Source organism: Thermus tenuipuniceus (assembly GCF_002964845.1).
Taxonomy (GTDB): Bacteria; Deinococcota; Deinococci; order Deinococcales; family Thermaceae; genus Thermus; species Thermus tenuipuniceus.
This window is the reverse complement of the sequence record NZ_PRDA01000003.1, coordinates 115,439-128,019: the sequence shown is the minus strand read 5'-3', so window position 1 is coordinate 128,019 and position 12,581 is coordinate 115,439. Positions and strand designations below refer to the sequence as shown.

The 12,581-nt window shown below is 66.3% G+C and carries 7 protein-coding genes and 1 pseudogene; 2 read left to right on the top strand and 6 right to left on the bottom strand.

Annotation, left to right across the window (positions count from 1 at the left end; translation table 11 throughout):
• Positions 1 to 24: 24 nt before the first annotated feature.
• Together C2847_RS06695 and C2847_RS06690 are read left to right on the top strand one after the other, a co-directional pair.
• Positions 25 to 786 (top strand): annotated as a pseudogene (locus C2847_RS06695) (hypothetical protein); the annotation flags it as partial.
• A complete protein-coding gene (locus C2847_RS06690; RefSeq protein WP_164835660.1) occupies positions 783 to 1,085 on the top strand; it encodes a metal-sulfur cluster assembly factor in 303 nt (100 codons plus the stop codon). The pseudogene C2847_RS06695 and the gene C2847_RS06690, both read left to right, overlap by 4 nt.
• On the opposite strand, the gene C2847_RS06685 is transcribed toward C2847_RS06690, so the two are convergent.
• The 6 genes from C2847_RS06685 to hemE are packed head-to-tail and all read right to left on the bottom strand — an operon-like array spanning position 1,082 to position 12,580.
• Positions 1,082 to 4,360 carry a PAS domain S-box protein gene (locus C2847_RS06685; RefSeq protein ID WP_105317660.1) on the bottom strand — a complete coding sequence of 1,093 codons (3,279 nt, stop codon included), beginning with the start codon at positions 4,358 to 4,360 and terminating at the stop codon, positions 1,082 to 1,084. The genes C2847_RS06690 and C2847_RS06685 overlap by 4 nt on opposite strands.
• Positions 4,361 to 4,367: 7 nt before the next feature.
• Entirely contained in the window at positions 4,368 to 6,947 is a 2,580-nt protein-coding gene (locus C2847_RS06680) for a bifunctional diguanylate cyclase/phosphodiesterase (RefSeq protein WP_105317670.1), read from the bottom strand.
• Between the two features lie 38 nt (positions 6,948 to 6,985).
• Entirely contained in the window at positions 6,986 to 9,226 is a 2,241-nt protein-coding gene (locus C2847_RS06675; protein WP_105317659.1) for a diguanylate cyclase, read from the bottom strand.
• Between the two features lie 35 nt (positions 9,227 to 9,261).
• A complete protein-coding gene (hemG, locus tag C2847_RS06670) occupies positions 9,262 to 10,617 on the bottom strand; it encodes a protoporphyrinogen oxidase (RefSeq protein ID WP_105317658.1) in 1,356 nt (451 codons plus the stop codon).
• Complete coding sequence (gene hemH / locus C2847_RS06665; RefSeq protein ID WP_105317657.1) at positions 10,605 to 11,558, bottom strand: ferrochelatase; 954 nt, start codon at positions 11,556 to 11,558, stop codon at positions 10,605 to 10,607. Before hemH ends, hemG begins: the two co-directional genes overlap by 13 nt.
• A complete protein-coding gene (gene hemE / locus C2847_RS06660; protein ID WP_105317656.1) occupies positions 11,555 to 12,580 on the bottom strand; it encodes a uroporphyrinogen decarboxylase in 1,026 nt (341 codons plus the stop codon). The genes hemH and hemE overlap by 4 nt, the downstream gene beginning before the upstream one ends.
• Position 12,581: the final 1 nt, after the last annotated feature.

The following is a 12,581-nucleotide window of genomic DNA, read 5'->3' as shown; positions in this document are numbered from 1 at the left end:
GGATAAGTGCAAGTTTTGAGCTACCTCACCTTCCGCCAGGCTCCCTGCTGGAACCGGGTGGCCACCGCCTTGGCCTGGGTGGTCTTCTACCTGGTCCTTACCCCCCTCTTAGGGCTTTTCCAGGCCCTTTCCCAGCGCTGCGGCTTTTACGATCCGGAAAGGCTCACCTGGCACCTCCTTGCGGGTTTGGGCGGGGTCTTTCTCCTCTCCATCCTGGGGGTGGGGTACAAGCTCCTTTCCATGTTCACCCTCACCCATGGGGTGGACGAGCGGGCTTTGGGACTCTTTCTTTGGGCGGCCAACCTGGGGCTTCTGGGTTTGGCCATGGGGGAGAGGCTGGGCTATCTCCTCCTCCTTTTGGCCTATGCCCTGGCCCTCTACGATACCTGGCGCATCCTCAAGAACCGCATGAAACGGGTCCTGGATATCGGGGTGCGGCACTACCTCCTGGGCCTCTTCTTCCTGGGCCTTTCCCTCCTGGTCCTGCCCTTCAACCCGGTCTGGGCTACCCTTTGGTTCGCCTTGGGCTTCGTGGGGCTGGTGGTGACGGGGATGCTCTACAAGATCCTGCCCTTCCTGGTCTGGACCCACCGGTATGCCCCAAGGGCCGGGAAGGAAAAGGTGCCCCTGCTTAAGGAAATGCTCCCGGAAGGTGCGGGGTATGGGGCAGGGGCTTTGTTGACCCTTGGGGCCTTCCTTTTTCCCCTCTTTCCTGGGGCGGGCTGGGTCTACCTCTTGGGGGTTTTCCCCCAAGTTTACGCCCTTTGGGAGGTGATGCGGCGGTGAACCCTTTGGAGGAACAGGCGCGGAACCTTTTGCGGACGGTTTATGACCCGGAGTTGGGCCTGGACGTGGTGAACCTGGGGCTCATCTACGAGCTCAAGGTGGAGCCCCCCAAGGCCTACGTGCGCATGACCCTCACCACCCCGGGCTGCCCCTTGCACGACAGCATGGGGGATGCGGTGCGCCAGGCCCTTAGCCGGCTTCCCGGGGTGGAGGAGGTAGAGGTGGAGCTTACCTTTGAACCCCCCTGGACCCCGGCCCGGCTTTCCGAGGAGGCGAAAAGGCTTCTGGGCTGGATCTAAGGAAGGAGGTTCTCTTCCCCGGCGATCAACCTCAGGAAGGCTTCCACCACCGCGGGGTCAAACTGCTTGCCCCCTTGCTCCTCTATGTAGGCCAGGGCCTTTTCCCTGGGCCAGGCCTTCCGGTAAGGGCGGTCGGAGGTCAGGGCGTCGTACACGTCCACCACGGTGAAGATGCGGGCCGAGAGGGGGATCTCCAGGCCCTTTAGCCCCCGGGGGTATCCGGAGCCGTCCCAGCGCTCGTGGTGGCAATAAGGGATCTCCAGGGCTTTCTTGAGGAAGGGGATGCCGGAAAGCCACTCGTAAGCGTATACGGGGTGCTTTTTCATAATGGCCCACTCCTCCTCGGTGAGGGGGCCTGGTTTGAGGAGGATGGCGTCGGGGATGCCCAGCTTGCCCACGTCGTGGAGGATGGCTCCCCGCCTTATGTCGTCTAGGTCCTCCTCGGGCACCCCCAGGGCCCTGCTCAAGCGCACGGTGAGCTCCGTGACCCGCTCGGTGTGCCCGGCCGTTTCCTGGTCCCTTAGCTCCACCGCCTTGGCCCAGCCCCAGAGGGTGAGGTCGTAGGCGGCCTCCAGCTCCCGCTGGCTTTTCAGGAGCTCCTGGAAGGTGCGGGCGTTGTCCAGGGCGATGGCGCCCTGGGTGGCCAGGGCCTCGAGGAACTCCTCGTCCTCAGAGGAAAGGTCCCACGGCCTGCGGGTAAAGACGGCCAGGGCACCCAGGAGTTTGCCTTTGGCGAGGAGGGGATAGACCCGTTCCGCCACCAGGCCCTCTTTGAGGGTGAAGTCCGGGTGGGCCCCAGGTTGCCGGGTGAGGTCGTCCACGGCCACCTTGCGCCCCTCCAGGGCGGCCTGGCCCACGTGGCCCTGGCCCAGGCGGATCTCTTTGGGCAGGAAGGCCTTGGGGGAGAGGAAGCCCCGGTGGCCCTCCAGCCTGAGGCCCTTTTCCCTGGGTTCATAGAGAAAGAGGGCGGCGGCGTCCAGGGGGAGGCGCATCACCTGGTTGAGGAAGATCTCCAGGGTGGGCTCGAGGGCCAAGGAGCCGGCGATGGCCTGGTCTATGGCTCGGAGGGCCTCCAGGTGCTCCACCCTCCGGGCGAGCTTCCGGCGAAGGCTGGCCCGGTGGACGGCGTTGCCCAGGGTTTCCGCCACCAACAGGGCCCGTTCCACCTCCCCCGGGGTAGGGGTGTGGGGGTGAGGCCAGGCCAGGGTGAGGGCCCCGATGGTCTCCTGGCCTGCCAGGAGGGGCACCACTGCCCCGCTCCACCCCTCAGGTACTAGGTCCTTAGCCCCAGGGCGCACCCGGGGATCCCTTTTGAGGTCAAGGCTCACCACCACCTCACCCCGGAAGGCCCGGGCCACCAGGCCCTCCTCGGCCAGGGTAGGGGGTGTGGGGACCTCCTTGAGCCAACCCCGGCTCGCCGCCTCCTCCAGGCGGCCGGTTTCCTGGTCGTAGAGGAGGATGCTGCCCGCCGGGGCCTCCATGGATTTCAGGGTCGCATCTAAGGCGACCTCCATCATTTCCTTAAGCTCTTCGCTTTGCCGCAGGGCCACGCTTACCCGGGCAAAGGCCTCCAGGGAGAGCGCCCGCTCTTTAGCCTCGGTGATGTCCAAGCCTACCCCCAGGATGGCGGGCTTCCCCCCGATCTCCACCCGGGCGGCGGAGTAGTCCAGCCAGCGCACCTCCCCTTCCCGGGTAAGGATGCGGAAGGTGTAGCGGCCCGGGGGGTTTTCCCCACGGATGCGAGCCAGGCCTCTGGCCCGCACCATTTCCCGGTCGGCAGGGTGGACGAACTCCCAGATGGGGCGGCTTTGGAGCTCCTCCCGGGTGTAGCCGGTGAGGTGCAAAGCTTCCTGGTTGGCGAAGGTGAGGCGCTCCTCCTGCCACATGAGGATGAGGGCGGGAGCGGTTTCCGCTAGGGTGCGGAAGAGGGCCTCGGACTCCCGGAGGGCCCTCTCTTTAGCCTTTGCCTGGGTGACGTCCAAGGCCACCACCAAGATGGCGGGCCGGCCCGCATAGTCCAGGAGATGGGAGTAGATCTCCACCTGGATTTCCTGCCCGTCCTTCAGGCGGTGGGTCCAGGGACCAGAAGGTGGCAATGGGGGTCTTTTGCTCTGGAGTTCCCCCAGGAGCCGCTCCCGTTCCGGGAAAATTTCCAGAATAGTCATGGAGAGGAACTCCTCCCGGGTGTAGCCATACTGGGCAAGGGCCGCCTCGTTTACCTCCAGGAAGCGGTAGGTTTCCCGGTCGTAGACCCACATGGGCAGTGGATGGGCCTGGAAGAGGAGGCGGAAGCGTTCTTCCGCCTCCACGATCCCGGTGACCTCCACCCCGTAGCCGGTCAGCAAGCGACTGTAGGGGTCATAGACCAGGGTGTCCTGCAGCCAGATCCAGCGTTGCTTTTGCCCATGCCAGAAACGGTAAGTGACCCTTTGGGGTTCATTAGGGCGCTTTACCGCTTCCCGGCACACCTGCTGGGCCTGTTCCCGGTCCTTGGGGTGCACCTTGGCATAGAAGGCGTGCGGGTCTTTGCTGAGCTCCTGAGGAGGGTACCCCAGGATGGTTTCCCCTTGGGGGGAAGCGTACAAAAGGGGAAGGAAGGCAGGGTCGGCGCCTTCCGGTACCCGGGCTTGAAAGACCCGTCCCGGAAGGGCCTCCAATAGGCCCTGGAGCCTGGCCCGTTCTTCCTCTAGTTCGCTTTCGTCCCGCACATTCAGAACAACGCCGGCCACGGCTGGATCGTGGAGAAGGTTGCGTCCCCAAATCCGCACCTGGCGCACCTGTCCCTTTGCGTCCAGCAACCGGAAGCCGTACTCGCGGATGGCCCCGGGATGACGCATTAGGTCTTCCAAAACCGCATCGGCGTAAAGGCGGTCTTCCGGGTGTAAAAAATCCAGGGCGAAGGTGGGCTCCCTGAGGCGGCCCTGGGGATCGTAGCCCAGGACCTGCCCCACGTTTGGGGAGGCGTAGGTGATCCGCCCCGTGGAATCCAGGAGGAAGACCAGTTCCCGGCTGTTTTCCACCAGAGCCCGGAAGCGCCGCTCGGAGGCTTCCAGGTTTTGGGCCGATAGGGTCCTGTCCCGTTCCCAGCGGGCGGTGAGGGAGTAGACCAAGCCTGCGGACAGAAGGACGAAGAGCAGACCCTTGCCGGTCTGCCAGCGGGTGAGCGCTTCCGCCGAGGGAAAAAGCCTCAGGAGGAGGTGGTCGCTCCCCAGGATCCAAAATAGGGAAAAGGCGGCGTAGATCAGGCTGATACGCCAGGCCACCTTGGTCGCCATCTCTGGTTCATTCTAGGACAAGAGGCTTGGGCTGTCCCCAGAGGTAGCCCTGGCCCAAGGGGAAGCCCAGGCCCTGCAGGTAGACCAAGGTGGCCTGGTCCTCAATCCCCTCCGCAATGGCCTCCAGCCCCAAGGCCTGGGCTAGGGCCAAGACGGCGGCCACCACCCGGGCGGCGGGGCTTTGGGGGTCAGGCGGGGTGCCCAGGCGCCGGGTAAAGGCCTGCCCCAGCTTGACCCCCTGCACGGGGAGCTCGGCCAGGCGCTCCAGGCTGGAGTAGCCTGAGCCGAAGTCGTCCAGGTAAATCCTTACCCCCAGGCCCCGAAGGGCCTGCAAGGCCTGGGTGGCGTCGCGCCCTCGCTCGTCGGGGATCAGGGAGCTTTCGGTCACCTCCAGGACCAGGCGGTCTGGGGGGCAGCCGGTCTCCTCCAGGACCTCCGCCACTCGGAAGGCGTAGGTAGGGTCCAGAAGCTCCTGGGGGCTGACGTTCACGTGTACCCTGAGGCCGTGGCGGCCCTGCTCCTTGCAGGCCTGGCGGAGGAGCCACTGCCCCAGCTGGCCCATGAGCCGGTGCCTTTCCGCCAGGGGAATGAGCTCGGAAGGGGGAGCCAGGTGCCAACGGAGCAGAGCCTCCACGGCCACGCTGCTGCCCGTGGTGAGGTCCACGATGGTCTGGTAGACCAGGCGCAGCCCCCTTCCCCCTTCCAGATCCTCCCGCAAGGTTTCCAGGAGATGGGTTTCCCGCTGCAGGGCCTCCTGGAGGTGGGGTTCAAAAAAGGCCAGGCGGTTTTTGCCTTCCCCCTTGGCCCGGTACAGGGCCAGATCGGCCCGCTGGAGGAGCTCGCCGGGGGAAAGGCCCGGTTCCCCTAGGGCGATGCCTACCGAGGTGGAGAGGTGGTAGACTCGCTCCCCCACGGGGCAGGGGAGACGGGCCACCTCCAACAGCCTCTCGGCAACGGCGACCGCCTCCTCGGCCTCCTTGATCCCGGTGAGGAGCACCAGAAACTCATCTCCCCCTTGCCGGGCCACCAGGTCCCGGGGGCGGAGGGCGGCCCGGAAGCGGGTAGCCATGACCCGGATCACCTCGTCCCCCACCGCATGCCCTTCCAGGTCGTTCACCAGCTTGAGCCCGTCCAGGTCCAAGTATAAGACCGCCAGGTCCCGCCCCTCGTCCCGGAGGGCTTGGGCGAGCTTTTCCAGGAAGAAGAGGCGGTTGGGAAGGCCGGTGAGGGGGTCGTGGTAGGCCAGGTGCTGGAGCCTTCCCTCCAGCTCCAACCTGCGGAAGAGCAGGCCCAGCTGACTGGCGAAGGCTTGGGCCAGCTCCAGGTCCAGGGGGGTAAAGGCGTCCTCCTGCTCAAAGTTATCCAGGTATAAGAAGGCCTTGCGCTCCCCTGCCAGGTACACGGGGACGGAGAGGATGGCCTTGATCTCCCGCACCCTGCCGGCTTCCTCCATTATCTTGCGCCTTTTTTCGTCCAGACGGGCGTTGAAGCGTTCCAGGTCCTTCCAGATGAAGACCTGGGCCTCCCGGTGGCCGGTCAGGGAGAGGGGTTCCTCCGGCCGGAGGCACACCTGCCGCAGGACCTCGAGGTCGTACCCTTTGGCCGCCACAAAGTGGTAGCAGCCGTCTTCCATAAGCACGGTGACGCTGCCTGCTTGCGCAGAGGGAAGGGTGTCCAGAGCGGCCTCGAGGATCAGCCCAAAGATGGAGTCGGAAAGCCCCTCGGCCATGAGGGTCTCGTAGACCCTCAAGACGTTCTTGCGGAAGGCGCTCCAGCGGCTTTCCCGCGCCTGGGCTTCCTCCCGTTCCGTTACGTCCAGCCCCAGGGCCAGGACTTCCAGCACCTCCTGCCCGGGCCCGGGCACTGCCAGGAGGTGCCACTCCACCACCACCCCTTTTTCCCGGAGGGTGCGGAGGTGAGGCCGGCCGGGGTGGGCCAAGGCCTCGGCCACGGGGAGGCCGAGGCCTTGGGGGAAGGCGGCCCGCAGGGCGGGGTTGGCGTAGAGGAGCCGGCCTTCCTGGTCTAGGCGGGCCACGTAGAGGGGGGAGGCCTCCAGCAGGCCCTGGAGCCATCGGCTTCGTTCCCAGAGCTCCAGGGTGCGGGCTAAGGCTTCGGCCACGGCCCGGAGAAAGGCTTCCTCCTCCCCGCTGAAACGCCTTTCCCGCTGGCAGTCGTCCACCCCCAGGAAGCCCCAAAGCTGGCCCTCCACCCAGATGGGCACCACCAAAAGGCTCTGGATCTCCTGAGCCTCCAGGAGGGGCCTTTCCTCCTCAGGGAAAGAGGCCACGGGGCCTGTCACCGCCTGGTCCTTCAGGAAACGCTCCAGCCAGCGCCCGTAGCCCGCCTCCTGGAGGGGCAGGTTCTGCAGGGCGGGGTTCTGGATCTGGGGGCTGGTGCCGGGGCCTGCCCACTCGGCTAGCTGGCTCGCGTGCCAGATGCCGTTTCGCTCTTCCAGGCGGAAGAGATAGGCGCGGTGCGTGGAGAGGGCCAGGGCCACATGCTGGAGCGCATCCTTAAGCCCCTCGAGTCCCCGGCGCAGCAGGGGGAGCAAGGCTTGCGAAAGGGCTAGACCCCGGGTGCCCTTCATGGCTAGGCCCGCTCCAGTATACTCCTTTTGGTAGGGGTTCAAGCAGCTACCACCTGTCCCCGCCTTTTCGCCTCGTACATACGGGTGTCGGCAGCGGAAAGGAGAGCGTCTAGGGTCGTTCCGTCTTCTGGGTAGGTGGCTACCCCGATGTTCACCCCTAGACAAAGCCCCTCAAAGCAGAGGCCTTGGATGGCCTGGGCGTAGCGGAAGGCAGCGGCGATAGCTCCCTGCTTGGGCGTGTGGGGGAAGATGGCGGCGAACTCGTCCCCGCCCCAGCGGAAGAGGCGGTCCCCGTTGCGCCTTTCCTTTTCCAGGGCCTCCGCCACCTTGAGGAGGGCTAGGTCGCCCACCGCATGGCCCAAGCGGTCGTTCACCTGCTTGAAGCCCTTCAGGTCTAAGACGGCCAGGGAAAGGGGGTAGCCGTAGCGTTCGGCCCGCTTCAGCTCCTCTTGGAAGAAGCGGTCAAAGGCTCGGCGGTTGGCCAGGCCCGTGAGGGGGTCGGTGAGGGCGGCCTCCTCCAGGAGCTTCCGGGTGCGGCTTTCGTGGAGCAGGGTGGCCAAGGGGGCGGCGAAGAAGCGGGCGGCCTCCAGGGAGTCTTCCCCGAAGGCCAGGGGGTCGTGCAGGTTGTCCAGGTTGAGGTAGGCCAGCACCTCGCCCTTGTAGGGAATGGGCAGGCAGAGATTGGCCCGGATCTCCCGGGCCTTCCCTGCAGTGTCTATGACCTCCGCGGGGGCGGTCTCGTGGCTGATCTTGGCGATGTCCCGCTCCTTCGCGCTCAGGATGCGGGGCTCACCCCTTAGGCCCCGCTCCTTTCCTTGACCGTACCAGCGGAGTTGGTCCTCGAGGGTAAAGGCGACCTTCCTGAGGCCTTCCAGGTCGTAGCCAAGGGTGGCCTTGTAGCGGTAATGGCCTTCCTCCAACACCAAGAGGCTTCCTGCCTCCGCGCCTGGCACCTGGCGGATGGCCTCCTCCAAGAGGGGTTGGTAGAGGTCCTCAGGGGGCTTTTGTAGGAGGTTGAGGAAAAGCTCGTTCACCGCCTGGTGGCGGCTCTTTTCCTCGAGGCGTTCCAGCCCAAGCCCCAGGGTGCGGCAGAAGAGGAGGAGGCGTTCCACCTCCGCCTTTCGCCATAGCCGTTCCTCCTTCTGGCCCACCACCAGCACCCTGCGGCTCCGGGGCGCGCCGAGGGAGGGGACGGGAAGGGCGGCGAAGGTGCGCCAGCCCAGGGCCTTCAGGGCGGGCACCACCCGGCTCTCCTCCGCATAGCGGGCCGTGAACACCGGGCTTCGGGTTTCGTACACCTGCCAGACCAGGCCCACGCCATAGGGGAGGCCTTCCCGCAGCACCTGGAGGAGGGTGGGCTCCTCCACCCCGTGGTAGGCCAAGGCCTCCATCCGTCCGCCCCGCGCCTCCCAAAGGGTGCCCGAGGGCAACCCCAGGGAGGCGAGGAGGAGGGCCAGGGCCTTGGCCCCCGCCTCCTCTAGGGTGCTGGCGCTTTGCAGGCGTTCCGAGAGGTCGGCGATAAGCTTGCGCTCCTCCAGGTCGGCCAAGCGATCCAACTGCAGGCTCACCGCCTGGGCGAAGCGCGTGAGGCCCTCCACCTCCTCGGGGGCGAAGGGCTTACCCCGTTCCAGGTTTAAAACGGCCACCGCCTCGCCCCTTTCCTTGAGGGGAAGGGCCAGCTCCGCTCGGGCATTTAGGCCGGGGGCAGGGATGTGGTTCGGCTCCTTGCCCACGTCGGAGACGTACACGGGGCGCCCCTCCCGGAAGGCTCGCCCCATCACCCCGCTGGCGGGTACCTCCTTGAGGGGAAGGGGAGGGATGCTTTCCAGGAGGCGGAAGCCCTGGGTGGTAGGCACCCAGACCCCCACGTGCCCCCCTTCCCCCAAGGCCGCCAAGCGCTGGGGAAGCCCTCGGAGGAGATCTTCCCGGTTGGGGGCCTGGGGGAGGGCCTCGAGGGCCTCGGCCAGGTACCGCTGGCTTTTGGCCAGGGCCTTGGCCCGGCGGTGGGCCCGCCGGAGGCTTTCCCCGATGCCGTGGGCTAGCCAGGCGGAAAGGAGGAGAAGAGCCGCGGCCGCGATATGGAATCCGGGGAAGGGGAGGAGGAGGAACGTGGAAACCCCGACGGCAAGAAGCCCCCAGCCGAGCCCGTACACGCTGGCGGTGGCGGCGGTGAAGATCATGAACCAGGGAAGGATGTAGGGATCGGTATAGCCCAAATACCCCGCAAGAAGGCCCAAGAGGATAGAGCCCAGGGCAATCACGGGATAGGGCAGGATCATGTTTGGTCCATCCTATCCAGCCCGCCGCATTTTGGCTAGGGGGTGGGGGCCAAGGCCAGGTAGTTTAGGGCCTTCTCCGCTGCCTTTTTCCCCGAGCGCACCACCTCGGGGAGGCCCACGCCCTCCAGGTAGTTCCCCGCCAGGAAGAGCCCGGGGGCCTTGAGGAGGGCCATCTCCAGCCGCCCTATGCGTTCCAGATGCCCCACCCGGTAGGCGGGCATGCCCTCGGGGAAGCGGAAAACCCAGGTGCGCTCCGGGCGCACCTCCCGGCCCAGGAAAAGGCGGAGGTCCTCGAGGGCCACCCGGGCCAGCTCCGCCTCGGAAAGCCGCGCCACCTCCCCGGAAAAGTAGCCCCGTACCAGGCTGAACCCCTCCGGGGCCCTCCCAGGCCACTTCTGGTGCGTCCAGGTAAACCCCCTGGCCCTGTAGCCTTCCCCCTTGGCGATGAGGAGGCCATGCCCCGTTACGGGAAGCGATTCCTTAAAGGCCAGGCTCACCGTGGCCGCTGGGGTGTGGGGAATGCCCTTGAGAAGGGCCGTGGCCTCGGGAAGCAGGGGTCTTAGGAGCTGGGCCGCCACCGGGGCAGGGGTGGCCAGGACCACTGCCTCCACCTCCAGGGGTCCCTTGGGGGTGTGGAGGCGGTGCCGGCCACCCAGGGCCTCGAGGGCCAGGACCGGGGTGCCCAGGAGGGTTCTTGCCGCCACCTCCTCGGCAAGCTTCCGCGTTAGGGCGGAAAGCCCCTCCTGGAAGGAGAAGAACAGGCTTCCCCCCTCCCGGCTTCCCCGAGCCCTTCTCGCCCGCATGGCCCCCAGGATGAGGCTTCGGTGTTTCCGCTCCAAATCCAGAAGCTGGGGGAAGGCTGCCCGCATGGAAAGCTCCTCGGGCTCCCCCCCGTAGATGCCTCCCGCCAAGGGGGCCACCAGGGCGGCGAAAACCTCGGGGCCCAGCCTCCTTTCCACGAACTCCTTTAGGCTTTCGTCCTCTTTGGTCCCCCGGGGGAGGACGAGGTCGTATAGGGCCCTGAGCTTCCCGGAAAGGGAGAGGAGGGAGGTGCGGTAGAGGCTCTTGAGGTCCCCGGGCACGATCTGCAAAAGCCCTTCGGGGAGGGGGTGGGCTTTACCCTTGCGCAGGATGGAGGCGGCGGGCTTGGCGGGCAGGGTCCCTATGGGTGTGAGGCCGAAGCGCTCGCCAAGCTCCAGGACCTCCCTCTTGTAGCGCACGCTGGCATCGGGGCCCCCTTCCACCAAAAACCCCTCCCCCTTATGGGTGCGCACCTTGCCCCCCAGGCGGAGGCTGGCCTCAAGGAGCCGGAAGTCCACCCCGGCCTCCTTCAGGGCCAAGGCGGCGGAAAGCCCCGCCCATCCTCCCCCCACCACGGCTACTTGAGCCACGCCGCCTCCACCAAATCCTTGAGTACCTGGATATAATCCAAATCAGCATTGAGGCTTCGGGCCCTGAGGAGCCTTAGGCCCACCTCTTGGGCGGTAGCCTGGGCCTCGAGGTCCAGGTCGTAAAAGACCTCCAGGTGGTCCGCGGGGAAGCCCACCGCCTGCACCACCACCTCCTCAATGCCCTCTTCCCTTAGAGCCCTAAGGTGCTCATTGATGTCGGGGCCAAGCCAAGGTTCGGGGGTGCGCCCGGCGGATTGGTAGGCCACGCTGAAACGGGGAAGGGCAAGCCTTTTGGCGATAAGCTCCGCCGTCTTCTCCACCTGGCGGGGGTAAGGGTCGCCCCGTTCCACCGCCGAGACGGGGATGGAGTGGGCGGTGAAGACGTAGGCCGCCCGTTTGGGGTCCCGCAGTCGCCAGATGGCCTCCTCCAGGCGACGGGCGTAGGCGGCGATGAGGCTGGGATGGGCCTCGTAGCTCTCCACCCAATGGAACTCTATGGGCTCGGGGAGGGCTTTCAGGGCCTGCTCCACCTTCTCCTTGTACTCGGCCACGCTCCGCAGGGAGTAGTGGGGGGCGGCCACGATGGCCACCGCTTTCCGCACCCCGTCCTCGTGCATGGCGGCGATGGCCTCCCCGATGGAGGGGTGCCAGTGCTTGGTGCCCACGTAGACCCGGGCTGGGCCTTGGGGCGTGCGGGGGCCAAAGGGGCCCAGGAGGCGCTTGGGGTAGGCAGGGGTCTCGAGGTTCAGAAGGGCCTGAAGCCGTACCGCCTGGGCCAGGGTGATCTCGTTCAAGGGGCTTTTGCCGATGGCGCTGTAGCGCTCGGAGAGTTCGTGGAGGAGCTCTTCCGAGGGCCTCTTTCCCCGGCGGATGTCCGTGTAGTAGGGTTCGATCTCCTCCGGGGTGTAGGGGGTGCCGTAAGCCATTAGGAGCACGTTCATGCCGCTTCCTCCTTCACGAGTTCTACCACGTACTGCACGTGTTCCACCGGAGTCTTGGGCAGAATGCCATGGCCCAGGTTGAAGATGTGTCCGGGCCTGCCGGCATTTTCCGCTAGGGTTCGCCGCACCTCCCGCCGGATCACCTCCTTGGGAGCAAAGAGGACCACGGGGTCCAGGTTACCCTGAATGGGGGTTTCCCCCAGCACCTCCCGGGCCCAGGGGAGGGGGGTGTGGTGGTCCAGGCCGATCACATCTCCCCCGGCCTCCTGCATCTCCTTAAGAAGTCCCATGGTCCCCACCCCGAAGTGGATCACGGGTACCCCTAGGGGCCTTAACTCCTGGAAGAGCCTGGCCATGTGGGGCTTCACGTACCGCCGGTAGTCCGCAGGGGATAGGGCCCCCACCCAGGAGTCGAAAACCTGGAGGAGGTCGGCCCCCGCCTCCGCCTGGGCCTTCAGGTAGCGGGCCATGGCCTGGGTGAGCTTTTCCATCAGGCGGTGCCAGAGCCCTTCCTCCCGGTACATGAAGGCCTTCACTTCCAGGAAGTGGCGGCTTGGCCCCCCCTCGATGAGGTAGCTTGCCAGGGTGAAGGGGGCCCCGGCGAACCCGATGAGGGGTACCTCAAGCTCCCCCTTCAGGAGGCGGATGGTTTCCAGCACGAAGGGGACCGCTTCCTGGGGTTCCAGGGGCCTAAGGGCCTCCACCCCCTTTTCGTCCCGGATAGGCTGCTGGATGATCGGGCCCTTCCCCTCCACCAGGTCCAGCTCCACCCCCATGCCGTAAAGGGGGGTGGTGATGTCGGCGAAGAGGATGGCGGCGTCCACGCCCAGCTGGCGCACGGGGAGGAGGGTTACCTCGGCGCAGACCTCGGGGATTTGCACGATCTCGGGGAGGGTGTAGCGCTTCCTTATCTCCTGGTACTCCTTCTGGTAACGCCCTGCCTGGCGCATGAACCAGACGGGAGGGCGGGGGGTGGGCTCGCCCCGGGCCGCCCGGAGGATGAGGTCGTTCACGCCCTCCATG